Raw genomic sequence first — 25,669 nt, forward strand, 5'->3', positions numbered from 1 at the left:
CGGTTCTGCATAATTCCTCGCCATGTTCAGTTCCTCCTTTTTATCTCCCAAGACTGCTGTTTTTCATCCCTAGTCATTCAACAGGTTTTACCGAACAAGCAACCACATATTTCAACCACCCTCTTTCGTTCCTAAGCTAGACTCTTCATTCTGGTTAGCTTTTTGCTAGCCATGTTCATGTAGTACCACTTAACCCTTATGCTCAAACCTCTTATTTAAAAAACGATCCTTGCTTCTTCCCCTTCAACAGGTCACCTGTCCAGCCTTTATTTTTTATAAAATAATATAAGAGGGCCGTTGAAATGATGATTAAAGCAATCGAGAAAATATAGCCATACCGCCATTCCAGCTCCGGCATATGTTTAAAGTTCATGCCCCATAATGCCCCGAAAGCCATTATCGGTGTAAAAATCGTCGTCAACACCGTTAAGGTTTTCATGATTTCATTTCCGCGATGCGAGGAGATGACGTCTTCTAAATTGATGAGCGAGTCGATTTCATGTTCATACTCATTAAGCAGTACCATCGCCCGCTCAATCCGTTTGCATGTGCACAAGAAAAAATCTCCGTCCTTAATATCAGGGAAATTGACCTCGTCTATCGCCATTTTCACCTCGTTGATCGGAATTAACAGGTTTTTGCAAATCAATAATTCATGCCGGCGTTTATAGACAAGTTCAAGAATTCCGATTTCATTTCTTTTTCGAACACTCCATATCAGTGTCTTGAGTGTTTCTTCAAACTGATCAATCTCCACAAGCATTTCATTCATCAGTTCTCCCAGAAAAAGTAAAAAGCCTTCAACAGCATTATTTGTCCGCGCTAATTGGCGATTCAACATGTCCAGATGAACGGAGTTGATTTCCAGGTCAGCAGTGATTAATTGATCACTTGTTAAAAAGAAATGAAAAATTTTATAATCCTTTTCATCTGTGTAGCTCTGTTTATAAATGAGGGAACCGTTGATAACCTTTTCGCCATTTTCTAAGCTGGTTACCCGCAAACTATTGGTTTTATCTTTTCCAACCTGATTCAGCCAAGCGGTCATAACTGGGTCCTCTTCACTGTTGGATGAGTGGGTGAGCTTCATCTTGTCGCTGTTCCACTCTACCCACTTCCACTGATTGCTGCCAATATATTTTTCCAAAAGAATCCCTCCTCATTAGAACTTATCCCCGCTTAACTGCGAATTTAAACGTTTCATCTTAAAGGAAGGCGGGTATTAAATAAACAAGGATAGGTTGTTCAAATCTTAAGGAGGTAATATTCATGAAACGTGTCTTAAGTATGAGCTCACTATTAGCTGTTGGGGTTGGTGCTTCCGCAGTATGGCTGAGCAATAAGCCCAATCGAATCAAGGTAGAAACGTTACTAAGAGATTGGAAACGCAAGATTCTGCCAACGGTCTATCAGAAAAGCGAACAGCTTCCGATTCATAAAGGCGGTCATCCGCATCCAGATGATATAGAAGACAACAAAATGGTCGATGAAGGTGCGGCGTACTCGGTTCAGTTTTATAATGAAAAATTACAGTAACGCAGGCAGTTGGGGCTTTTAATGCCCCAACTATTTTTATGAGGTGATATTTATTGAATCTACTTTTTTTGTTCATCTACATGGTGATTATTATTGCTGTGATTGAGATATTTGTGATTTTATTCCGGTTGACCGGGCTGAAGGTGGAGGTTTCGCGGTTCCAAGTGATTTCGATGATGACAGGGACTGGCTTTACAACTTGGGAATCTGAGTTAATTTTGGGTCATCCGATTCGCCGTAAGCTGGCTACCTTTCTTATATTGTTCGGCGCCTTTTCCCTTGCCGTGATAATTTCATCGATAAGCCAATTTTTATCAGAGGGTCTGCACGCAAAGGAAATCTTTTTCGGTGCGGGCGCTATTATCGCAGTTTTTGCGGTATTAAAAACGGAAAGAGTCCGGCGGCGGCTTGCTAAGGTTTTTAATCGCCAAATGAAGCAGAGCATTGAACTGGCGGATTTACCGGTCCGGGATGTATTTTTGAAAAATAATGAGGATGTCCTGCTCAATCTTCATATTTATGAGGACTCTACTCTGGTCAATCACACAATTAGTGAAGCGGTCAAAGATCATGAAGAGTTGGAGCTGGTCGTCTTGTTTATTCAGCGCGGTGATGTCAAAATCCGCAAACATTTGTATGACACGAAGCTGCACGAGGGTGATCAGCTTTTGGTATATGGTGTAAATGAGGTCGTCTTAAAGGTCTTTCACGAGGATATATCCATTATGAAAGAAAACCAAAAGAACCGCGAACTTCCAACAAATAATATACTATGATCAAGGAAGCTAGAGGCGGTTCTTTTTCTTACTTCGCATTTTACATGCTAATTGCAGAGGATCAATAATTAAGATGTTTAAGGTTGCCAATCCTATTTTTCTCTATCACTTCCTGTAACTCCGATATATGGACTAATTCAACCTTAGCTATTGAAGATGTGTCTTTTTTAATTTCACAATACCCAGATTCATATTGATGAAGAATCCAATATTTCTCACCATTATATTTAACTAATCTATATCCCATTGCTCCACCTTAATTAGGAATATCATTTTACCTTAATGGAACTACCCTAATCCCTAGTTTTTTTATTTTAAGAGTTTAATAAAACTTTTTCCACACCGTACATGTCTTGCCACTCTTTTTTAAATGCGTCTACATCTTGAGTGGTAGCGGGGAAGTCGATAAATTTCTTGATAAGGTCGGTCCCCACCGTGACACCTTGTGCACCTGAAAGGCAAACATCATGGACTTGCTGAACATTTTTAAAGCTTGCTGCCAGGATTTGAGTTGGTAATTGATAAGCAGCAAATAGGGCCGCGATTTCCGAGACAACCTTAACACCGCTGCCTGTTAAATTATCAATCCGGTTCACATAAGGAGCCACATATTTTGCTCCTGCCATCGCTGCAATCAGCGCTTGAAACGGGGTATAAATGGTCGTGGCCAAGGTTGGAATGTCTTCTGCTGTCAATCGTTTAATGGCTTTAATGCCTTCTTCCGTCACCGGAACCTTTACAACGACCGCTCCTGAAAGCTGACGGCTAATAAACTTGGCTTCTTCGACCATCTCCTCCGCTTTTTCCCCAACTACCTGAACAAATAGTTCCTTTTCCCCCCCAATAACTTCTCGAATATCCTTTAGAAGTTCTAAATAGGGGCGATTTTCTTTCACGATAATGGATGGATTCGTTGTAACGCCTGAAATCGGATAGTACTCTTGTATATATGCAATTTGTTTTAAATCAGCCGAATCAATATACAAATTCATTTACATATACCTCCATAAGGCCAAAGGCTTAATCTATAGCAGATTAAGCCTTTGACTAATAATTGGTTTAATTATAGACTGTTAGCCTCTAGGCTATTCACTTACAATCTTTAGTTCAGAACCCACTTCTATTGATGGAACCTCTTTATCTTCTAAATATAGAGTCCCCGGTAATTCCGGTGTGGCTGAGCCGTCGAACCTTAATGTAATATGTCCTAATGTGGTAAGGTTTCGTTGAACTACATCTCCCACGGAGGTAATTTTAAATTTTTCATTGTTGATATAAAGGGTTTGCCCGGCTTGGATATCTTCGTCAACATTCACAACTTCGATATTATAGCAAAAATCTTTTAAATCCTGCGGAGCTGCATCGCCAAATAAGATTAGCATTTTTTCCTCTAAAAATGTGTTCGCCATTGCACCGATACTTCTTACTTGATTCTCATAAATTGTTTTCATATTATCATGGCTTTGACAACTAGCGTTGCCGAGCCTCATACCTCCAATACTTTTTTCTAAGTTAGTAAAAAATTTTCTTCCGTAACTAATCCCTAAGCATGTCTTACTCGTATAATCCAAAACTGGCCAGCCAAGCGACAAGCACCCTTGGCACCCCAATTAAGAAACGCGAGTAGAGGACAGAAGGTACCCCCACTTCGACTGTTTCAGACTCAGCTTCAGCAAGCCCTAAACCGACAGGAATGAAATCACATGCACTTTGGGTATTGATTGCAAATAATGCTGGCAGCGCAAGGTTCGGTGAGATATTTCCCTTCCCTATTTCAACTCCAATCAGTGTACCGATAACCTGGCCGATAACAGCACCTGGGCCAAGTAATGGGGATAGAAATGGTAAAGAACAGATAAAGCCTATTAAAACTAGTCCCCAGATATTACCTGCGAGCGGTGACATCATCTTCGCAAATAAATTGCCAATTCCAGAGCCTTGGATGATTCCAATTAATAAGGATACAAAGGCCATAAACGGAATAATCGTATTGATCATGGTTTGGACTGCATCACGACCTGCTTGATAAAAAGTGTTAATAACCTTACCTGCACCAAGTCCAAATTTTGTTATGATGCTTTTATTCTTTTTAGCTGCCAACGTTTGGGAGATTTTTTTATCAGTACTGTATTTATATTCCTTTTCCGGCTCAGGTAATTTTTCTGCTGCTGCAGCTACCTGTACTTCTGCCCCGTCAACAGGTTTAATCTGATCCACATCCACTGCAGAAACATAAATATCTTCCGTAATAAATTTAGCTAATGGACCACTTTTACCTGTTGGCATAATATTAACAGTTGGAATACCTTTTTGCGGATAAATTCCACAGCGTAAGGTACCCCCGCAATCAATGATCGCCAGCGCAATCTGGTCATCTGGAACCGATGTTTGGAAGCCATTTACCGCCTCAGTGCCAGTTAGTTCCACAATCTTATCTACAATAGCAGGCTTTGCACCGCCGCCTGTAATATAAACGATTTTATTTTTAGCTGCAGTTGGAGTAATCGTCAACGGTCCCCCAAAACCACCGCTTCCTTTTACAATTTTAATTGCACGATACTCAGTCATCTTGAACCCTCCCTACATCCTAGTGATGTAACTTCACTTCTGTTTTTAATTTAATGCCTTGTTGTTTTTCAACCAATTTTGTTGTAAAGTCGGTAATCCAGCCCGCAAAGAAGTTCATCACTAATCCGACTAACAAGTATCGGACAGCCAATTCTGCAGTACTGAATCCGAGCTTTTCGATCCCAGCGGCTATCCCGAGGAAAATAAATAATTCACCTGGATTGATATGTGGGAATAATCCGTTGCTTGTATGACAGAAATAAGAACCAGAAGCATAATAGCTTGGTTTATATTTTTCTGGTAAAAAGCGTCCTAGTGATAACGCCATTGGATTCCCTAACATGAACGAACCAATAAATGGTAGAACTAAATATCTTAATAGCGGGTTCTTGCTTGAAGCCATCGCAAGCTTGTTAATCCGTTTTTCTCCAATCAACTGAATCAACGTATTCATCGCCACCATTAATAATAAAACAACTGGTACAATTCCTTTCATCCATGAAATAAACGTGTCTGCACCCGTTTGGAATAATTTCATAAAGCCTTCGGCAAATACAACGATATAATCCATTAACAATCACCTCTTCTTATTTTTTTACAGTAGCCACACGTTCTGCTTGCAGCATCATTCGTTTAAAGAGACTATTCTTTTCAGGAATTTCTCCCCCGCTCATAATCACCTTATAATTATGAACGGCGTCCAAAATGGCCAATTTTAGTAATTTATTGCATTGAGTCAGATCTTTTTCTTCTAGTGTTCTAATATTTTTGTCCTCAAAGCCGGGCATATCTTTCACTTTCGCCATGACCGTAACTCCCTGAATCCTCTTCGCTTTCAGGATTTTACCGCTATTCGTAACAGCAAACATGACAATGGTTCCGGAGCGAATCTTTCCAGGCTTCTTACCGATGGCTACTTTTCCGATTCTTCTCAGCTCTGCATACGCTTTCGAAAAATGCTTTATTTGCAGAAACCCTAATGCCATTTGAAAAATAAATGCACCTGCCATAAAAATCATGATGATAAAAATTTGCATTGTTTCACGTCCTTACAAAATAATTCAGGAGGTCCTGCTTGCTTTTTCGAGATATTGTGATAATTCTTCATAGCTGGTAGTCCCGGATAATTGGTTGACAAGCTGTTGATTACCGGCAATCCGCATTATTTCATCGTAAATTTTCACTAAAAGACTAGCATCATAGTCAGTCTGCTCGGGTATTCCTAACAAGAAGACCAATTTGATTTCTTTTCCATCGGCCATAACCATCTCAGGAAATACACCCAATGCAAGCTCGATTTTATTAGATTTATGGTTTACGGTATGGGGCAAGGCTATGTACCGATCAAATACCATCGATCCTTTTTCTGCCCGAACCTTAAGCCGTTCTTTAAAGCCGTCATCGAGATAGCCTTTCATCACTAAATCTTCAATCATCAACTTTACATTTTCTCGGTAACCCTTCTGGCTGTCTAAAACAAAAAATTTATCTTCATTGGTTAACATCTTGACGATGGAATGATTGTTTCCTGTATCTTGTAACTTGAATTTCCGTAAATAGGTCACTCTTTCAATTTGCTGTGAAATGCTTTTTTCATCAAAAATTTCATTGATTGATATTAATGGAGCATCTGTTTCAAATGTAAGCTGGACGGTTGAAAAAACCATATCATAATCGGCTAACTGTTCCTTCGTTACCTCTGATTCCGAAAACAAGTCAATCTGCGTGTTCTGATTCAAAACTCGCTGAAGTTGAATGGCAACCAATTTAGCTGTTCCCCGGCCGGTTCCACAAATAACGGCAACCTGCCGCAAGCGCTTCACCTTCACATCATTTTGGGCGATAAATACGCCAAAATAAAAGGCAATGTAGCCAAGTTCATCCTCTGAAACCTTTAGACCATACTCTCTCTCAATCACTTTTCCAGCCATTTCTGCCATTTTGTAAGCAACCGGGTATTTCTCCTTTACGTCAATAAGGAGCGGGTTGGTAATCCTCATTCCAAACATCAAACGATTTAACATAAAAGTTAAATGGTATTGCAGGTCTTCAAAGAAGTCTTTATTTTCAAGAAATATCCCCTTCTCAAAACCCACTGCTTCCATGATCTTCCCCAAAAGATTTTTCACATCTTCCGTAACGGTTACATCGGCCATTGTCCGATTGTTCGTCGGTGTTCTCCGTCCTGCAATCGGTAACGTAATGAACAAAATTTCCGGCTGCGGAATCTTTATAGGTAAATGCCTTTCGATCGCGGCTGCTATTTCTAACGCGAGCCGATAGTCTTTTGTATCAATTAGTTTATGGTGTTTCTCATTACTCTCTTGAAGTGGATGGTCCTTTAACAAACGGTCCAGCATAATGATAACAAAACGGATTAGCCGATTTTGCGTGGTTGATTCCAAATCAAACTGATTCGCAATCCGAATCACCTCATCTTTTATATCTTCATCCAGTGGATAACCGCTATATAAATAATCATAAAGGTTATCCAGGATAAAGAAACGCAGGTTAAGTTCATCCCCACTTAAAAACATGCCGCTGTTTTGTTTACCAAGAATCGAGAGATGATAGGCTTCTAATGCTACAGCAGCTTTTTTTAACTCATTTATGAGAGTGGTCCTGCCAATGTTCATACGAAAAGCCATTTCATCGAGAGTATTCATTTCGTCACTGTTTACTAGTTGGTCAATGATAAAAGCAATTCGGCTTTGTGGTGAATCCTGCTGATTTTTCTCTGAATGGATTTTTTCCAACAAGTTCTCAAATAACTGCTCATTCTCAATGATTAAATGGTATCCTTTTCCCTTTTCGTTCACAAATGATGCGATGCCTTCCAAGTCGCTGTTTAACTGTTTACTATAATTACGGACAGTTCTAGTACTTACCCCCATTGCTTCTGCAAGATACTCCAAAGAGCAATAAGTTTTCTTCCTTACAATCTCAATTATTTGAACAACTCGTTCATCCATCATTAAATCAGACATTTTCTTCACCACCTCCTTTTAAAAACAAATGCCGAAATTATCTTCAAAAAACAAATATATGGACAGTTTATACTGGTTAGGGTGTTCCTTTCCAGTATTGACATTCAAGAAAAAGTTCGTCACTTATCTTACCTTATATTAGCCGCGGGATTTACCACCTGAGATATTGATTGTAGTACCGGTAATATAACTTGAGCGGTCGGAAGCAAGGTAAGAAACCAGTTCGCCTACTTCATATAATTTTCCTTCCCTAGCCAAAGGAATGGACTTGCTATAATCGGTTGCTAACCCGTCGACTGTCACACCACGTGTATAAGCTAATGCTTCATTATAGGCGTCTGTCCTCAACCCCGTTGTTTCCATGATTCCAGGGGCCACTGCTGCCACACGGATATTATATTTACCTAATTCCTTTGCCCACGCACGAGTGAAGGAAATGACAGCTCCTTTCGTTGCGGAATAACAACTTTGACCAGCAGACCCTTCTTGACCTGCCTCTGAAGCAATATTTACGATAACACCTTTGTTTTGTTTGACCATTTCCTTTGCTGCAGCCTGTGAACAAAGGAAAGGGCCCTTTTGATTAACCGCTATCATAAAGTCAAAATCCTTTTCACTTAGCTCATATTCTGGCCTTTCCCCTTTTACATCTACTAATAGTCTAGGGAGGTTGATCCCTGCATTATTTACGAGAATATCTACAGATCCAAATAACTCCACTGTCTTAGACACCATTAGGTCAACGCTTTCTTTTTTAGTTACATCACACTTTATAAAATAAGTTCCATCGGCCTGTGGACCTTCTTCCACATTTAGGTCAGAGACAACCACTTTTGCTCCATTTTTTCTTAGTTCATCGGCAATACTTAATCCGATGCCAGATGCACCACCTGTTACAATTGCTACTTTACCTTCTAATTCAAGCCAAGATGTATTCAATCTATATTCCTCCTAGTCTTTCAATCTATAAAACGTTTTCAATTTATGTATCAAGTATAAAAATTTTCTTCAATCGAATTAATACATACTTTTTCACAGAAAAGTGAAAACGGTTGAACTATTAAAAGTATTCTTTTATAAAATGACAAAAAGCCTCTAATCAGAGGCTTTTTTAACTTCTACATATTTAATATGATATCCCTCCGCTTCGCTGACCCTAAATTCAAATCCCTCTGCAACTACTGCTGCATCATCGTCTATCCGCGTCGACCTTTCTGTTAAAAACCAGCCGCCGAGCGTCTCAATGCCCTCCGCACTTAAATCGATTCCGAGTAACTCGTTCACTCTCTGAATAGCAACTTTAGCGTCAATTATATATTGGGTTCGCGGTATTACAGTCCGAATCGCTGGAACTTCATCTCCATCAAATTCATCTCTTACCTCACCGACGATTTCCTCGATGATATCCTCGACCGTTACCAATCCAGCTGTACCGCCATATTCATCAAGTAAAATTGCCATATGGGTCCGTTCCTTTTGCATCAGCAGCAATAAATTATGAATCGGGGTCGTTTCGATCGCGGTAATCACCGGCTGAATATGGGATTCGAGTTTCCATTCCTGCTGAGAGCCTTTATTCATAAAACGCTGAGTAAACAACATTTTCACGTTAAGCATCCCCAGAACATGATCCTTATCATTGTCGACAACGGGATAACGGGTAAATTTTTCACTTTGAAGCTTTTGAGCGATCTCTTCAATCGTATCGTCTAGCGATATGCAGCACATTTCTGTGCGAGGTACCATGATTTCTTTAGCCAGCCGCTCATCAAATTCAAAAATATTGTTCACGTATCGCCATTCATTCCGATTAATCTCCCCGCTTTTATAGCTTTCCGACAAGAGGATTCGCAATTCTTCTTCCGAATGGGCCATATCATGCTCAGAGGCTGGCTTTAGTCCAAACATACCGACAAGCAGACGGGCTGAATGGTTTAACAGCCAGATAAACGGAAACATGAGCTTATAAAACCAAATGATTGGTTTGGCGAACCATAAGGTAATCTGCTCCGCTTTTTGAATGGCCAAGGTTTTCGGCGCGAGTTCCCCGGCGACAACATGAATAAAGGTAACGATAACAAATGCCAGGGTAAAGGATAAGAAATGGGTAACAGCCTCGTTTAAATGAAAAGCTGCCAGAACCGGATGAAACAGCTTCTCCACCGTCGGTTCGCCGAGCCACCCTAGTCCTAACGCTGTCACAGTGATGCCGAGCTGGCAGGCTGATAAGTACTCATCGAGGTGAGTGACGACCTTCTGTGCGGCGGCCGCACGGCGTTCCCCTTCTGTCATCAATTGTTCAATCCGTGAGGTTCTCACCTTGACAATTGCAAATTCAATCGCCACGAAGAAACCAGTTAAGACAATCAACAGGACGATGATCAATACGTTTATCCACAGCAAAAGACGGAACACCTCCTTTAAAAAAATAACAATCCGAAATCCCGCTGGATTCCGGATTGCCACGGTCTATAAATGATTATTCTTGTCCAGCTTGTCATCTAGTTTTTCTAAATATTTAGCAGCAAACGATTTTCCGCCAAGACCAAACGCCAAGCCAAATGCGAGCGCCAACCCGCCTAAGACGAGAATGAAGGCTGCATTCACAATGGAGTGTGCTACACCAAGCTGGTCTAATGCCATAAATACTGTGATAGCAAAAATGGTATATTTGGCGATAGCGGCCAAGGTGCGTGAATAGTTATTCTTAATGACATTTTGTAAAATACGCTCCAATAAGTGGCCTACATATAATCCTACACCTAAGATTAAGATAGCTGCTAACAGCATTGGCAGATATGCAATTACTCCTGTTGCCAGCGTTACTAAGAAGTCTAAATGAACAATTTGTAAGGCTTCGACTGCGAATAACAACACAACGACAATTTTAACAAGCAGACCAACAATTTGTGATAAAGTAAACTTCGGTTTTTCTGGTGTTAATGAACCAATACCGATTTGATGGAAGATGCTGTCAAATCGTAAACGCCAAAGCATTTGGACGACCATTTTTTCAATCCACTTACCTAACCAGATACCAACTAACATCAGAATGATGGCAACCACTATATTAGGAATTAACGTTAGAATATGATTTAACATCGAAATCGCGGGTTCGGAGATTCCCTTCAAATCGAGTTTTTCCAATGCCGTAATGATGGTTGGAATTAAGATGAAGATAAACACAATATTCCCGATAATGCTTGATAGATTGGTATCGTCCTTATCCTTAATGATGCCGTATCGCTGCCCGATATGGTCAGCCCCAAGGCTTTTTAGGAGGTTTGTAATTATATCGCGAACTAGTTTAGCAATCAACCAGCCAATCAATACGATCAACGCAGCGGCAAATAATTTTGGAATAAACGCAAGCATGGAAGTAAGTGCATGTGTGAATGGTCCTGAAATCCCCTCAATCTGTAATGCCCCTAATACTCCTGGTAAAAATAGCAATAAAACAAAATAAAAAACGCCTTGTGCGATTCTTTCTACATTATAATGGGCTTCGACCTGATTTTCAGCCATTTTCCATTTAACCAACCGTGTTTCTAACTGGAGCATTGCCGCTCCTTTTCTGAAAAACAAGCGCAGCAGGTTGGCAACCACCCAGGCAAATAGTAGAATGAGAGCCGCTTTTAGTAGATGCGGAATTGCCCCTGTTATGGCTGACATCATATTGACAAGCGGTTCAGCAATTAGACTTAAGTTCAGCATGTTGAAAAAGATAATCCAGACGACGACTAATAATGTGTAGTAAACAATTTTTCCAATAATCGTTTCCGATGAATATTTTCTATTATGACCAAGACCAGAAAACAACTTGTCATCGAAACTTGTTTTCTTTAATAATGATGTCACAGCTTTTCCAATTCCTTTTGCAATTAGCCATCCTATTAATAGGACGAGAAGGGCTAATAGCAGGTGGGGAATCTTATCTGTGTATATGTACCACCCTGATACCATATTATTTACATTCATATACATCGCTCCTTTTCTTGTTTGTCATATCGGTTGCTAGATGATATACCCCGTCTAATTCGTTTCAAACATTTTAAAAAATTGGTTTCACAACCATTTTCTACGGGAATATACTCAACAACCGAATAACAAAAGGAGGAGAAACGATGAAGTGCAAAACATTGTTAGCTGGCGGATTAGCAGCGTTACTGACTTTTGGCGGTTTGGCCGGGTGCGGTGATGGCGTCGACCAAGACAATGGTATTAGTGATGGGCAGCAAAAAGATGCGGTTGATAATAGTACCAAGCAATCAGCTAAGGAAAACTTAACAGAAGCTAAGAATAATTTAAAAGATATTAAGAACGATGTGGAGAAGGAAATCAAACAGGATACTAACAACTAAGATAGATATTACTAGATTTTTATAAATAAAAGGAGGAGAACAACGTGAATAAAGATGAATTAAAAGGACGGTTTGATCAAGTCAAAGGTGAAGCAAAGGAACAGTGGGGAAAAACGACCGATGACCGCCCGACCGAATCGGAAGGAAAGTTTGATAAAGTGAAGGGTAAAGTGAAGGAAGTATATGGGGAAGTAAAAGAAAAATTGTCAAAGTGATAGGTAGATATAAGCATAAGAAAAGCGCAAGGCGCCCGCCTATCGGCGACAAGCACAAGACGAGCCGGCCGAAAGGTTGTTCTTTAACCTTTTGGACGGATTGGCTTGTGACCTCGAGCCGATGGCGCCTGGAGCTGGACAATTCTCGAAGTCAAAATTTATACTTTCTTATCTCTAAATAAAGAAGAGGCCCCCCGGCCTCTTCTTTTCTATGTTACCCCTTTTATTTGACCATGTTTACCAGTCGGATGCCTTCCCCAAAGCATCCAACCGGATCGTTATATTATTTCCCGGGGAAATACTTTTTCCCTGGACAAGCAAAAGTTCAAAGTCCGCGCTTGAGTTCCTTTTAAAAAAACTACTGCAGATTATTCAAGAAGTCGAGGGCAATGTTTGGTGCCACTCCGAACAGAACTGACCCGACGACTGCGACTAGCAGTACGACCACGATACCGAATGGAATGTTTAGTTTGCGCTCGTCTGCAGCCGGGCGGAAAAACATTTGCGTCATGACGCCGAAATAATAGAAATACGAAACGACGGTCGTCGCAATCATGATTGATGCTAGTACATAATGCGGTGTGCCGTAGAAGGCTCCGACAAAAATATTTAATTTGCCAATGAAACCAGCTGTACCCGGGAAACCTGCTAAGGAAACTAAGAGAATTCCCATTAAACAAGCAAGAACTGGTGATCGGCGGTAAAGTCCGGCGAAATCAGCAATCTTGCTCGAACCAGACTGCTCGGTAATCAGCTGAATCACAGCAAACGCACCAAGGTTCATTAACATATATGCCAATAGGTAGAACCAGACTGAAAAAAGCATGTTCGAGCTCAAAGAGGTTAACGCGACCAATATATATCCGGCGTGGGCAATACTCGAATAAGCGAACAATCGCTTAATATCTGACTGCCTTAACGCGACAACGTTTCCGACAATCATGGTGACAGCGGCAATCACTGCAAGATAATCCTGCATTCTAAAGAGGATACCTTCACCGTTTGCCCCTGTTGGTGCCGCATTGTAGAAGACAGCAATCAGCAGACGAATAACGATGACAAAGCCAGCAGATTTAGAAACTACACTCAAGAAAGCCGTAACTGGTGTCGGCGCACCTTGATAAACGTCCGGTGCCCACATATGGAACGGTGCGGCCGCTAATTTAAATGATAAACCTACAAAAATGATTAAAAATGAAAGACCGAGCAGGTAAGTATGCTGCGCATCTGTTACCGCAGACAGAGTCTGGGCAATTTGGAACAAGTTAGTTGATCCTGTTAACCCATACACATAGCTCATCCCAAACAAGGTGATGGCGGTGGAAATACCACCATTGATAACGTACTTCATCGCCGACTCATTTGATTGTAAGTTGTGCTTCTTGATGCCCGCTAAGATATAAGAAGAAACAGTTAATAATTCTAGCCCGATGAATAACGTGATTAAGTCACCGCTTGAGGTCATCACCATCGCACCGAGCAAGGCTGTTAAGAATAAGTAATAAAACTCGCCGCGGTAGTTTTCCATGCCTTCCTTTGCTTCATAACTGACAGCAAGGAACATGACGAGCCCCGCACCAACAAGCAGGATTAATTTAAAGGCTTTGCCAAAAGCATCCAAGGTGAAGCTGTCATCTAAAATCGATGTCGCTTCCGTATTGAGCAGCGATACAACCGATATGATAGCGGCCAATATGCCCAAGATCCCAATCCAGCCAAGGAAACGGCGGTCTTGTTTTTTTGGTGTAAATAAATCGATTAATGTAAGCGCTGCGGCCACACCGAGGATGATGAACTCTGGTGTCATGACACTCCAGTTAAATGATTTCAATGTCGTTAAATCCATTCTTCATCACCCTCCTAACCCTAACATGATGGTTTCCAGTGTTGTTTGCAGCGGAGAACTTAGAACACTTGGATAAACTCCAATTAATACGATTAAAACCATTAGTACCACAACCGGTATGAATTCGACGCCTTTTAGGTCGACCACGCCCGTAAATTCGCGATTATGTTTGCCGTACGTGATTCCCAAGACAGCGCGCAGTACGTACGCTGCGGTCATGATAATGCCGATGGTTCCCACGGCAGCAAGCCACGGCAGTTCCTTGAAAAGCCCTAGGAAGGCCATAAATTCACTGACAAACCCGGACATGCCAGGAAGTCCCAGTGAGGCCATTCCGCCAGCAAGCAGAAAGCCGGCTGCGAGCGGCATCCCCTTCGCCATTCCACCCAGGTTCTTGAGAAGCGACGTATCGGTACGCTCGTACAGGACGCCGACGATGAAGAACAATAACGCCGAAATGAGACCGTGCGAGACCACTTGGAAAATTGCTCCCTGTACACCGGCTGTGTTCATCGCCGCAAGTCCAATGAGCACGATCCCCATGTGAGAAATCGACGAATAGGCCAAAACCATTTTAAAATCTGTTTGAATGAAAGCTAGGAACGCTCCATATAGTAGGTTAATCACGCCAAGGACGGCAATCAGCGTCGCAAGGGTATCAAACTGCTTCGGAAAAATTCCCAATCCAAAACGGATCAGTCCATATGCACCAATTTTTAATAGAATCCCAGAGTGAATCATAACAACCGCAGGTGGTGCCTGAACGTGCACCTTTAGCATCCAGCTGTGTAATGGAAAAATTGGCAACTTCACACCAAAGGCAATCAAAAGACCGATGAAGAGTCCCATTTTCAAGTCACCAGAAAGCGGTGCGCTTGGATCTGCCATCATTTGTGTCAGCAGCTCAATGTTGGTAGTACCTGTTTTTGCAAATAGAATCATAATCACGATAAGGAGAACGGCAGAGCCTAACCCATTGTAGATTAAGAAACTATATGCAGCTTTTTCTTTTTCAAAATAACCCCATTTTCCAATTAAGAAGAACGTTGGAATGAGCGTAACCTCGAAGAATATGAAAAATAAAATTAGGTTTTCAGCGGTAAACACGCCGAGCATTCCAATTTCTAAAAGAAGGAACAGCATAAAATAGCCTTTCCATTCTTTTTTAACAAACCGTGCGGCGGCAATCGCTGATAATGTTGCCACTACTGCGGTTAACACGACTAGTAAAAGCTGAAAGCCGCTTAGGCCAAGTTCGTAGTTGACTGCAAAGTAGGGCTCTTCGGTATTCATGCCGCGGAAATGAATCCACTCTTTTGCGACATTGAAGTCTGCCAGGTTCTTGCCCCACTGAAAATGGAGATAACAAGCGAGTGACAAGAATAGTGCCGGCAAGGTGGCTAGAAAGCCAACGATCTTGATTGGTTTTTCAACTGATTTTGGCATCATAGCCAAGACAATGATACCGAGTATTGGGGAGAATACTAGGATTGAAAGAACAGCTGATAAATTCATCGTAAGTACCCCCCTGTTAATGCAAAAATGACGGCGAGCAGTGCGAGACCGATAAAGGCAACCGCCCCGTAGGTCTGTACCTGTCCGGATTGCAGCTTAGAGCCTGCACGTCCGAGTCCTTGAACAATCCCGACAACACCTTTGACAAGCCCTTCAACGAGGAAGACATCAATGAACCGCAAGAAGTAGCTAAGTGCTCTGGTAGCTGCGACAACGGTGTATTGATAGAACTCGTCAACATAATACTTATTAAATAAAATACTGTGCAAGGTGTCCCCTGTACCGCTTAACCAATTACGGGCAAGCGAACGCTTATAGTACATCAAGTAGGCTAGATAAATTCCCGCTAATGATACAATCGTTGCGGCAATCATGATCCAGGCAGGACCTTCCGTATGTCCATGCTGGGCAAGTGCTGCATTGCCGTCAACAAGCCAGTCGCCAAGGAACGTGCCGAACCATGGTGTGTTCACGTAACCAGCGATGATTGCGAGTACGCCTAGGATTACCATCGGCAAGGTCATATTGGATGGCGATTCGTGAACATGCTGCTGGTTGCCGCGCGCTTCCCCGGTAAAAACCAGGAAGAACAAGCGGAACATATAAAATGCTGTCATGAATGCCGCAATGAGTGCCAGCAAGAATAGGATTGGATGTCCGCCTTCCCATGCCGCGGCGAGAATTTCGTCTTTTGAAAAGAAACCGGATAATAATGGTACCCCGCTGATCGCGAGTGTTCCGATTAAGAATAACGGCCCGGTCAATTTTAATTTTTTCCAAAGCCCGCCCATTTCCTCAATGTTTTGCGAGTGAACCGCATGAATGACCGAACCGGCAGCTAAGAATAGCAAAGCCTTAAAGAAGGCATGTGTCATTAGGTGGAATACACCTGCCACATAACCGGCCGAGCCAAGGGCTAACATCATGTAGCCAAGCTGTGAGACAGTTGAGTAGGCAAGAACCCGTTTAATATCGGTTTGCACTAAACCGATGCTTGCCGCAAAAATGGCGGTAAACGCTCCGATGACTGCAATTGTAAGCAGCGCAGTTTTGCTGGCTGCGAACAGCGGAAATAGTGCTGCGACTAAATAAACACCAGCGGCAACCATTGTAGCAGCGTGGATTAAAGCCGAGACAGGTGTCGGACCTTCCATCGCATCTGGAAGCCAGGTATGAAGCGGGAACTGACCGGATTTTCCGACTGCCCCGATAAAAATCAGAATTGCTATCAGGGTAATCATCGATGTTGGGATAGCGCCGGCTTCGACTGAATGGAAAATGACGCTATATTCGAAGCTTTTGGTTTCCCAGAAAAGAAGGATCATCCCGATAAACAGGCCAACATCCCCAATACGAGTCATGATAAACGCCTTTTTGGCCGCCGCTTTCGCTTCTTCCTTGTAAAAATAAAAACCGATTAATAAGAAGGAACCCACACCAACTAGTTCCCAGAAAATATAAGTTTGCAGCAGGTTCGGTGAAATTACCAGACCCAGCATCGCAAAGGTAAATAATCCTAAATAAGCATAAAATACATGAAACCGCTCGTCGCCATGCATGTACCCTTTGGAGTACGTATGTACCAAGAAACTAACGAGCGACACGATTACCAGCATTAATGCATTTAATTGATTGACTTCGAAGCCCGCTGTAAGATGCAGATCCCCTATCGTGAGCCATTCAAAATTTGTCCCGTAGGTTGGCTCTGTAAAGCGCTCGAATAAGACCAAAATGGAATATATCAGCGATGCGAGCGTGAAGAGAATCCCCACATATGCGCTCGCCTCCTTCAGCCGCTTACCGAATAGAAGAAGGATCAAAAACGATAATAGCGGGAAAAGCGGGATAAGCCATGCATTTTCCAATATTATCAACCCCTTGGATGGTGATGAGTGACCATCCGAATTTTGTCGATTCTCCTTCGGACGGGTGTGCTTTTACTGTCCGAAGTTTGGTCGAATAACCTCAAGGGCTTACTACCCGAGGTTTGCCTGAGTCCAATTAGTGTTTCATTGTATCCATTTCGTCGATGTCGACGGTTTTCTTGTTGCGATATAGAGCAATAAGAATCGCCAGACCTACCGCTGCCTCCGCTGCTGCCACACTGATGGCAAACAAGGCGAAGACTTGACCTGTAATCGATGGTGTCATGCCATATTTGCTGAAGGTGACCAGATTTATGTTAACGGCATTCAGCATTAGTTCAATTGAAATCAAGATGATAACGGTATTTTTCTTTGTCAAAGCACCGTATAAGCCAATGCAAAATAGGATTAGTGCCAGTGCCAGGAAGGCTGAAGCGGGAACTGAACTCATTCCTCATCCGCCTCCTTCTTCTTATCATTTTTTGCTAAGATAATCGAGCCGACGAGTGCCACCAATAGTAAAACAGAAGTTAACTCAAATGGAATAATATACTTTGAGTAGAGCGCCTGCCCAATTTGTAATGTGTTATTTTCATGGAGCTTGGTCGGAACCTGCTCAATATTGAAATTGTAGATGCCAATGTAAACCGCAAAGGCAAAGCCGACTACTCCAAGGAACAAGAGGAACTTTCGTAATCTGCCTGTTTTGGGTTCGCTCTCATCGTTATGCTTCGTTAACATAATGCCGAAAAGCATGATGATCGTAATGGCCCCTGAATAGATTAAGATTTGCACTGCCGCAATAAACTCTGCAGAAAGTAGTACATAAATCCCCGCGATCGCCACGAATGTGAAAATAAGAGCGACAACCATATGGATTACCTTATTCAAGTTTAACAGCAGAACGCCGCCGATAATGGCCACGAGTGCGAGTCCCATAAATGCGAGGAATTCGCCTGAGAATGTCATGGTTTATTCACCTGCCGTACGTTTTCGTCGTTTTCATCCAGCCATTCCAGATTTTTAAATAACATGTCGCGGCTGTATGCGGCGAGCTCGAAGTTATTCGTCATGACGATTGCTTCCGTCGGGCAAACCTCTGTGCACAGATCACATAGGATACAGATTTCGAAGTTAATATCGTATGTGTCGATGATCTTCCCCTTTTTGGTTGGGTCCGGATGCTTCTTACCCGTTAAATTAATACATTCTGTCGGGCAGATATTCATGCATTGATTGCAGACAATACACTTTTCCGGATAAAACTTTTGGATGCCGCGAAAGCGGTCCGGCAGCGGAAGCGGCTCATTCGGATAATCATACGTAACCTTTTCGCGCGATAATTGTTTAAGGGTATATTTCAAGCCTTTAAATACTCCAAGCACGTTTTTCACCCCTTTAGACAGTTTAAATATTGTTATTGGTGTCAGGCACCACAAATGTAATTAAAAGAATAATGATTTGATGAGAGCGGTCAGGAAGATGTTTCCTAATGCGATTGGCAATAGGACTTTCCAGCCGAATTCCATCAATCTGTCGACGCGGAAACGCGGCAGCGTACTCCGAATCCAGAAATAGATAAAGACGATTAAACAGAATTTAAGTGCAAACCATACTGCTCCAGGGATAAAGCTAAGGAACGCAAATGGCGCCAGCCAGCCTCCAAGGAAGACGACCGTAATCAGCGTCGACATCCCAAATACATATACATACTCTGAAAGCATAAAAAACGCCCAGCGAAATCCAGCATATTCAACGAAATAACCGGCAACCAGTTCGTTCTCCGACTCTGGCAAGTCAAACGGTGTCCTGTTTAATTCCGCAATTGAAGCGATAAAGAACACGATAAAGCCAATTGGCTGCAATAGGATAAACCAGCCGTGCCTCTGCTGCATGACGATATCATTTAAATTTAAACTTCCTGCTAACAGGATCACCCCTAACACGGACATGACCAGCGGGATTTCATAGGAAATCATCTGTGCCGCCGCACGCATCCCGCCTAAAAGTGCATACTTATTATTTGATGCCCAGCCGCCCAGCAGCATCCCAAAAACAGTTAACCCTGAAATAGAAATGTAATAAAGTAAGCCGACACCAATATCCGCAAACTGAAACTTATCGGTAAATGGTAAGGTGGCCAGCACCATGAATGACGGTGCGAAAGCAATGATCGGTGCCAAAATAAATAATGGCCGGTCTGCTGCTTTCGGGATAACATCCTCTTTTAATAATAGCTTTAAAACGTCCGCAACAGTCTGCAATAGACCCCAGCGGCCGCCAAGTTGATTTGGGCCGTGCCGCAATTGCATATATCCCATTACTTTCCGTTCGGCTAAGATTCCGTAAGTTACGAAACCTAAAACGACTAAAAGCAAGACAACACCAAGTAAAAAGAATATTCCAAAGTTAACTAAGCCAGGACTTGATTGGAGCAAATCTTGAATCATTAGCCGTCGACCTCCCCAAGGACAATATCCACTGCCCCTAAAATGGCAATCAAGTTTGCAATATTTTCGCCTACTAGTAATTTCGGCAGAATTTGTAGATTATAGAATGATGGCCTTCTAAACTTTAAGCGGTACGGTTCTTTCTTCCCGTCACTGTAAATATAGCAGCCAATCTCGCCGCGCGGTGATTCAATTCGGACAAACCCCTCACCTTTTGGCACTTTGATGATTTTTGGAACCTTGGCCATAATGTCACCTTCAGCAGGGAATTGCTCGACAGCCTGCTCAATGATTTTTAACGATTCAGTGATTTCAGCAAGCCGTAAGTGGTAGCGGGCTAGACAATCACCGTCCTCAGAGGTTGGTACATCAAAGTCAAAGCGATCATAAATCGAATATGGCTCATCTTTACGAAGATCCCACTTCACACCTGTACTGCGTAGATTTGGTCCGCTAAGCGAGTATTGAAGCGCTTCTTCCTTCGTATATTTACCAACACCTTTTACCCTATCCAAGAAGATTTCATTTCCGGAAACAAGGTCGTGGTAACCTTTTAACTGCTCGCGCATATACGGAACAAAATCCCTTACCGTTTCAATCCAGCCCTCAGGAGCATCCCACTTCACACCGCCGACACGCATATAGTTGAAGGTCAAGCGGGCGCCTGATAACTCATTCAGCATATTAATAATCATTTCACGATCGCGGAAGGCGTAAATAAATGGACTCGTCGCACCAAGGTCAAGGATATAAGTTCCCCAGGCAACAAGGTGACTCGCAACTCGCCCTAGCTCCATCGCCAGGACGCGCAGGTATTCAGCGCGGTCAGGAATCTGGATTCCCATCATCGTTTCAACCGCATGACAGATAACGTAATTATTGGTCATCGCTGAAAGGTAGTCCATCCGGTCGGTATAAGGGATAATCTGCGTATATTGCAGATTCTCGGCCAATTTCTCCGTTCCACGGTGTAAATAACCGATGACAGGTTTTGCTTCGGTTATGATTTCCCCATCAATTTTAACAACCAAGCGGAAAACTCCGTGCGTACTTGGATGCTGGGGACCGACGTTTAGTAACATTTCTTCTGTTCTGATCACCCGCTACACCTCCACATCATACTGTTCATAATCTTTACGCAGTGGATGGCCAACCCAATCTTCTCCAAGCAGGATCCGATGTAAATCGGGGTGTCCTTTAAACTTAATTCCTAGTAAATCATATGCTTCACATTCAGGCCAGTCCGCGCCGGCCCATAGTGGCTGCAAGGATTCGATTGTTGGTTCATCTCGGTCAATCTTTACTTTCAACGCCACCGATTGCCGGTTTTTGTATGAGTATAAGTGAACATAGACTTCCATATGTGTTTCAAAATCTGTTCCATGCAGCTCTGACAGATAATCAAACCCGAGCAGCTCATTATATTTTAAAAATTGAGCTACTTTGAAATATGTATCATGCTTCGCCACAAGTGTCGGAACATCTTTGGATAGTTTATTAATATAAGAATCTTCTAAAACATCCGGACCTAAGTGTTCTGCAATCACTTTTACATACTTATCTAAGTATGGCTGATTGACCGATGGCTTCACTTCGGCTGCCGGTTCAGCTGCGGCACCCGCTTTCCCGCCTGCTGCTGCTTTTGCTTTGGCTGCTGCCGCTGCTTTTGCTTTCGCTTTCGCGGCTGCAATCGCTTTTGCCTTTTCATCATCGCCGCCTGCATCTGCATCGGTTCCACTTGCTTTGGCCTTTGCGGCTGCCGCGGCCTTTGCTTTTGCTGCCGCTGCTGCTTTGGCTTTTGCCGCTGCGGCTGCCTTTGCCTTCGCATCGTCCCCTGCTGGAGCTTCCGCTTCAGTGGCGTTTCCTCCTGCTAATTCCATTGCCTTGCGTTTCGCTGCAGCTGCCGCTTTCGCCTTTGCCACCGCGGCCGCCTTTTTCTTTGCGAGGTCATCGTTATCATCGCCTTGCTCAGACGAGGTTTCTTCAGCTGGTGCCGTACCGCCCGCAAGTTCCATCGCTTTGCGTTTTGCTGCGGCCGCTGCTTTCGCTTTTGCCACTGCGGCCGCCTTTTTCTTCGCGAGATCGTCAGCGTCATTTGCTGAAGCAGTTTCCGCAGCCTGCGTTGGTGTTTCTTCAGCTGGCGCCTCTTTATCCGTGATCCCTTCGCGTTTCTTTTTCGCTAACGCAGCCGCTTTTGCTTTCGCAGCTGCGGCTGCCTTTTTCTTGGCGAGGTCATCAGCGTTGCCCGCACTCGCAGCAGCGGCTGGTGCTGGTGCCTCTTCCGGTGCCGGTGGTGGTGCGGATCCGCCAGCCTCTTTCGCCTTACGCCTTGCTAATGCCTCAGCCTTTGCCTTCGCGGCCGCCTCTTTCTTTAATTGTTCGAGATCCTTCTCCCCGCTCATCGGTTAGATCACCTTCTTCCCTGTCTTCGCTTCGTAACGAATTTTATCCTTTAACTTATTGATTCCATATATTAAAGCAGCAGGGTTAGGCGGGCATCCTGGGATATAGACATCCACCGGAACAATCTGATCGACTCCTTTAACAACGGAATACGATTTTACATACGGTCCGCCGGCAGTCGCACATGAACCCATTGCAATCACCCATTTAGGCTCCGGCATTTGGTCATATAAACGGCGTAAGATCGGTGCCATTTTTTTCGTCACTGTACCAGAAACAATCATACAATCGGATTGCCGCGGTGATGTACGGAAAATCGTCCCGAACCGGTCAAGGTCATAGTTCGCTCCCCCGGTGCCCATCATCTCAATCGCACAACAAGCCAGACCAAATGTCATCGGCCACAAAGAATTACTCCGTGCCCATGCCTTAATTTGCTCCAGCGTGGCAAAAAATACATTTCGTTCTAACTCTCTTATTTCATCCGGTGTGAAATCTTCTAGTCTTAAATCCATCGTAACACCTTCTTCTTCCAAGCATACACTAGGCCAAGTAAAAGCATCGCCACAAAAATTAACATCTCAACGAGCGCAAAGATCCCAAGCTTATCATAAGCAACCGCCCATGGATATAAAAACACTGTTTCTACATCAAAGATAACAAACATCAGGGCAAAAATATAATAGCGGACATTGAACTGCACACGCGAATCGTGAAATGGCTCAATACCGCTTTCATATGTGGTATTCTTCTCATCGCTCGGATTATTCGGACGCAGAAGTTTCCCAAAAGATAACGCCACCACAGGCAGCAGCACACCAAGACATAGGAACACAAAAACTATCAGATAATTATTCTGATATACATTAAGTTCCATGTCTATCCCCTCCAATGTTGTAAATTTTCATACTAATTAAATATGTAACCGAATTCATTATAGCACTGTTACAAACCCGTGTCGACAAACCAACTTTATAAAAATTGGAATTCTATCGCCGCGGCAATTTCCCATTTTTAGCCTCGTGAGAGCTGGCTCTCAAAAGAGACTTCAAATAGGGAATCGTTGCAAGATGGAGTGTCAGCGAAAGCGAAATGTGCTTTTCTCACATGGCGATAGAAATCCAATTTTCCCACACTAAACTTGTCTTAAGACACGGGTCCCTCCCCCTTGAGCGTTTGCGTGATCTGTGCAGAAAAGCTCCTCTAAATACATCAGGGATGACGCAAGAGCGAACCAGCAAAACTAATCCAAAGTGCGGCTTTCAGTGCACGTGATCTGGAGCCTCGGTGGAAGATGACGTGCCTAAAACAGGGTTGGCAAAAACCCCAGTAACCCTACTAAAATTATCGACAACAACCACTATTTAACAATAATTTCTTCTCTTTTGTCTGTGAGATTTGTCATCAAATGTTCACTTTTCTTTCCTATTTCTAAAAAATAAACAAGAATCACTCTTTTTTATCAAAAAATGACACAAACTGTTATATTGCTAGAACATTTTCTAACACCCGTACTTGAGTCCAACTAAATATATTTATTTCCCCTATCATCATATGCAGAATTGTCCTCATCATACCACCTCTAGAAAAAACTGAGTCTTTCTCACCACACATATCTTTCCCACTCAAAAAGCCAGTCGCAAGACTGGCCGAACTAACTATTAATAAAATATACACGCTTAGAAATGCAAAAGATGATTAACTAATAGGAATATTGATTGACGACCGTTAACAAAAAAAATGATTCAACAAGGTAGTCAATAAACGTTATTAACGACCGGCATCCTCAAAAATCATTCATCCGGGTAGTCAATAGACCTTATTGACGACCGGCATCCTCAAAAATCATCCATCCCGGTAGTCAATAGACCTCATTAACGACCGGCATCCTCAAATATCATCCATCCCGGTAGTCAATAGACCTTATTGACGACCGGCATCCTCAAATATCATCCATCCCGGTAGTCAATAGACCTCATTAACGACCGGCATCCTCAAATATCATCCATCCCGGTAGTCAATAGACCTCATTAACGACCGGCATCCTCAAATATCATCCATCCCGGTAGTCAATAGACCTTATTGACGACCGGCATCCTCAAAAATCATTCATCCCGGTAGTCAATAGACCTCATTAACGACCGGCATCCTCAAATATCATCCATCCCGGTAGTCAATCACAATCTGCAAGCGAACATATATAGGTACCCCAGCAATATTGGTTGCGATAGTTAACGGAACCCGCTCCTTACCAATATCACTCCCTCAAACAACCTACCCTACATACCTTTCGCCATCTTAGTCTTACCGACCTTATATCCCTTTCCAATCATCTCCTGAACAAGATGAACGGTCACATAGGCATCCTCATCCACTGCATGAATCAAATTCTTCAGCTGAACAATTTCCTGCCTATTAATCACGATATAAAGCACATCCTTATTATCACCGGTATAACCGCCGCGTCCCTCTAAAACCGTAATTCCTCGTGATAACTTATTCGTAATCGCTTCCAACACCAAGTCAGATGAATTAGAAATAATCAGGACAGCCACCTTTTCTTCTAGCCCTTCCACGATAAAATCAATCGCCTTAGCACCCAAATAAACTGCAATAAACGTATACATCGCTTTCCCAAGCCCAATGATAAACACCGAGCCCGCCACTACGATAAGATCAATCGCCAAAATACCCTTCCCCATACTCCAGCCCAAAAACTGGTTGGCAAGCCTCGCTAAAATCGTCGTCCCGCCAGAGGTTCCCCCGGCACGGAAAATAATCCCTAAGCCGCCTCCCACCAATAAACCAGCAAAGATGGCCGCTAATAACGTGTCATTCGTCAGCCGTTTTCCCGTTTCCTCGGTAATAAATAAAAACAAAGAACATGAAAAAATGGAAAATAACGTATAAATAATAGCCCTTTTTTCCAAAAACTTCATTCCTACCAAAACAAGCACCGTATTAAGGATAAAATTCACAATCCCAGGCGACCAGTGGAACAGATAGTGAAAAATGATCGTTAAGCCGATAATCCCGCCTTCTGACAACAGGTTTGGGATTGTAAAGTAGTTAATACCAATTGAAAAAATAAGCGAACCCAGCAAAATGTATAAACAATCTTGGATCGTTTTCCTCATCGCGCTCTAC

At 42.8% G+C, this 25,669-nt stretch carries 26 protein-coding genes; 4 read left to right on the plus strand and 22 right to left on the minus strand.

Annotated elements, in window-relative coordinates; translation table 11 throughout:
- Positions 1 to 211: 211 nt before the first annotated feature.
- A complete protein-coding gene (locus M3226_RS13270; RefSeq protein WP_251566102.1) occupies positions 212 to 1,147 on the minus strand; it encodes a magnesium transporter CorA family protein in 936 nt (311 codons plus the stop codon).
- A gap of 122 nt (positions 1,148 to 1,269) precedes the next feature.
- Here M3226_RS13270 and M3226_RS13275 point away from each other — a divergent pair, with 122 nt between their 5' ends.
- Positions 1,270 to 1,536, plus strand: a complete 267-nt coding sequence (locus M3226_RS13275) for a hypothetical protein (protein ID WP_251566104.1) — start codon at positions 1,270 to 1,272, stop codon at positions 1,534 to 1,536.
- 53 nt (positions 1,537 to 1,589) lie between these two features.
- The gene (locus tag M3226_RS13280; RefSeq protein WP_251566106.1) at positions 1,590 to 2,312 is read left to right on the plus strand and encodes a TrkA C-terminal domain-containing protein; all 723 of its coding nucleotides are present in this window, start codon (positions 1,590 to 1,592) and stop codon (positions 2,310 to 2,312) included.
- 314 nt (positions 2,313 to 2,626) lie between these two features.
- Here the strand turns inward: M3226_RS13280 and M3226_RS13285 are convergent, their stop codons facing one another.
- The 9 genes from M3226_RS13285 to M3226_RS13325 all read right to left on the minus strand — a co-directional run bounded on the left by M3226_RS13285 (position 2,627) and on the right by M3226_RS13325 (position 11,845).
- A complete protein-coding gene (locus M3226_RS13285) occupies positions 2,627 to 3,304 on the minus strand; it encodes a transaldolase family protein (protein WP_251566108.1) in 678 nt (225 codons plus the stop codon).
- Positions 3,305 to 3,397: 93 nt separating this feature from the next.
- Positions 3,398 to 3,763, minus strand: a complete 366-nt coding sequence (locus tag M3226_RS13290; RefSeq protein WP_374110600.1) for a PTS glucitol/sorbitol transporter subunit IIA — start codon at positions 3,761 to 3,763, stop codon at positions 3,398 to 3,400.
- A gap of 103 nt (positions 3,764 to 3,866) precedes the next feature.
- Positions 3,867 to 4,880 carry a PTS glucitol/sorbitol transporter subunit IIB gene (gene srlE / locus M3226_RS13295; protein ID WP_251566112.1) on the minus strand — a complete coding sequence of 338 codons (1,014 nt, stop codon included), beginning with the start codon at positions 4,878 to 4,880 and terminating at the stop codon, positions 3,867 to 3,869.
- Between the two features lie 19 nt (positions 4,881 to 4,899).
- Positions 4,900 to 5,451, minus strand: a complete 552-nt coding sequence (gene srlA / locus M3226_RS13300; protein WP_098527803.1) for a PTS glucitol/sorbitol transporter subunit IIC — start codon at positions 5,449 to 5,451, stop codon at positions 4,900 to 4,902.
- 16 nt (positions 5,452 to 5,467) lie between these two features.
- Positions 5,468 to 5,917 (minus strand): transcriptional regulator GutM, encoded by a 450-nt coding sequence (locus M3226_RS13305; RefSeq protein ID WP_251566114.1) that lies wholly within the window; start codon positions 5,915 to 5,917, stop codon positions 5,468 to 5,470.
- A gap of 24 nt (positions 5,918 to 5,941) precedes the next feature.
- Positions 5,942 to 7,867, minus strand: coding sequence for a BglG family transcription antiterminator (locus M3226_RS13310; RefSeq protein WP_251566116.1), 1,926 nt, complete (start codon positions 7,865 to 7,867; stop codon positions 5,942 to 5,944).
- Positions 7,868 to 8,005: 138 nt separating this feature from the next.
- Positions 8,006 to 8,806, minus strand: a complete 801-nt coding sequence (locus tag M3226_RS13315; protein ID WP_251566118.1) for an SDR family oxidoreductase — start codon at positions 8,804 to 8,806, stop codon at positions 8,006 to 8,008.
- Between the two features lie 156 nt (positions 8,807 to 8,962).
- Positions 8,963 to 10,270: a hemolysin family protein gene (locus M3226_RS13320; RefSeq protein WP_251566120.1), complete on the minus strand. Its 1,308-nt coding sequence runs from the start codon at positions 10,268 to 10,270 to the stop codon at positions 8,963 to 8,965.
- A gap of 66 nt (positions 10,271 to 10,336) precedes the next feature.
- Positions 10,337 to 11,845 carry a mechanosensitive ion channel gene (locus M3226_RS13325; protein ID WP_251566122.1) on the minus strand — a complete coding sequence of 503 codons (1,509 nt, stop codon included), beginning with the start codon at positions 11,843 to 11,845 and terminating at the stop codon, positions 10,337 to 10,339.
- A gap of 146 nt (positions 11,846 to 11,991) precedes the next feature.
- Here M3226_RS13325 and M3226_RS13330 point away from each other — a divergent pair, with 146 nt between their 5' ends.
- Positions 11,992 to 12,228, plus strand: coding sequence for a hypothetical protein (locus M3226_RS13330; protein ID WP_251566124.1), 237 nt, complete (start codon positions 11,992 to 11,994; stop codon positions 12,226 to 12,228).
- Positions 12,229 to 12,272: 44 nt separating this feature from the next.
- A complete protein-coding gene (locus M3226_RS13335; RefSeq protein WP_251566126.1) occupies positions 12,273 to 12,443 on the plus strand; it encodes a CsbD family protein in 171 nt (56 codons plus the stop codon).
- 358 nt (positions 12,444 to 12,801) lie between these two features.
- On the opposite strand, the gene nuoN is transcribed toward M3226_RS13335, so the two are convergent.
- The 12 genes from nuoN to M3226_RS13395 all read right to left on the minus strand — a co-directional run bounded on the left by nuoN (position 12,802) and on the right by M3226_RS13395 (position 25,659).
- Complete coding sequence (gene nuoN, locus M3226_RS13340; RefSeq protein ID WP_251566128.1) at positions 12,802 to 14,289, minus strand: NADH-quinone oxidoreductase subunit NuoN; 1,488 nt, start codon at positions 14,287 to 14,289, stop codon at positions 12,802 to 12,804.
- A 6-nt stretch (positions 14,290 to 14,295) separates the two neighbouring features.
- The gene (locus M3226_RS13345) at positions 14,296 to 15,804 is read right to left on the minus strand and encodes an NADH-quinone oxidoreductase subunit M (protein WP_251566130.1); all 1,509 of its coding nucleotides are present in this window, start codon (positions 15,802 to 15,804) and stop codon (positions 14,296 to 14,298) included.
- Positions 15,801 to 17,672 carry an NADH-quinone oxidoreductase subunit L gene (gene nuoL, locus M3226_RS13350; RefSeq protein WP_251566410.1) on the minus strand — a complete coding sequence of 624 codons (1,872 nt, stop codon included), beginning with the start codon at positions 17,670 to 17,672 and terminating at the stop codon, positions 15,801 to 15,803. Before nuoL ends, M3226_RS13345 begins: the two co-directional genes overlap by 4 nt.
- Positions 17,673 to 17,805: 133 nt before the next feature.
- Entirely contained in the window at positions 17,806 to 18,120 is a 315-nt protein-coding gene (gene nuoK / locus M3226_RS13355; RefSeq protein WP_251566133.1) for an NADH-quinone oxidoreductase subunit NuoK, read from the minus strand.
- On the minus strand, positions 18,117 to 18,638 hold the full coding sequence (locus M3226_RS13360) for an NADH-quinone oxidoreductase subunit J (RefSeq protein ID WP_251566134.1): 522 nt from the start codon (positions 18,636 to 18,638) through the stop codon (positions 18,117 to 18,119). Before M3226_RS13360 ends, nuoK begins: the two co-directional genes overlap by 4 nt.
- A complete protein-coding gene (gene nuoI / locus M3226_RS13365; RefSeq protein ID WP_098527792.1) occupies positions 18,635 to 19,054 on the minus strand; it encodes an NADH-quinone oxidoreductase subunit NuoI in 420 nt (139 codons plus the stop codon). The genes M3226_RS13360 and nuoI overlap by 4 nt, the downstream gene beginning before the upstream one ends.
- Before the next feature lie 60 nt (positions 19,055 to 19,114).
- A complete protein-coding gene (gene nuoH, locus M3226_RS13370) occupies positions 19,115 to 20,119 on the minus strand; it encodes an NADH-quinone oxidoreductase subunit NuoH (RefSeq protein WP_251566136.1) in 1,005 nt (334 codons plus the stop codon).
- Entirely contained in the window at positions 20,119 to 21,219 is a 1,101-nt protein-coding gene (locus tag M3226_RS13375; RefSeq protein WP_251566138.1) for an NADH-quinone oxidoreductase subunit D, read from the minus strand. Before M3226_RS13375 ends, nuoH begins: the two co-directional genes overlap by 1 nt.
- A gap of 3 nt (positions 21,220 to 21,222) precedes the next feature.
- A complete protein-coding gene (locus M3226_RS13380; protein ID WP_251566140.1) occupies positions 21,223 to 22,521 on the minus strand; it encodes an NADH-quinone oxidoreductase subunit C in 1,299 nt (432 codons plus the stop codon).
- A gap of 3 nt (positions 22,522 to 22,524) precedes the next feature.
- Positions 22,525 to 23,037, minus strand: coding sequence for a NuoB/complex I 20 kDa subunit family protein (locus M3226_RS13385; protein WP_141561107.1), 513 nt, complete (start codon positions 23,035 to 23,037; stop codon positions 22,525 to 22,527).
- On the minus strand, positions 23,028 to 23,399 hold the full coding sequence (locus tag M3226_RS13390; RefSeq protein ID WP_098527788.1) for an NADH-quinone oxidoreductase subunit A: 372 nt from the start codon (positions 23,397 to 23,399) through the stop codon (positions 23,028 to 23,030). Before M3226_RS13390 ends, M3226_RS13385 begins: the two co-directional genes overlap by 10 nt.
- 1,402 nt (positions 23,400 to 24,801) lie before the next feature.
- Positions 24,802 to 25,659, minus strand: a complete 858-nt coding sequence (locus tag M3226_RS13395; RefSeq protein WP_251566142.1) for a YitT family protein — start codon at positions 25,657 to 25,659, stop codon at positions 24,802 to 24,804.
- Between the last annotated feature and the right edge of the window lie 10 nt (positions 25,660 to 25,669).

It is taken from the genome of Neobacillus cucumis, assembly GCF_023715505.1.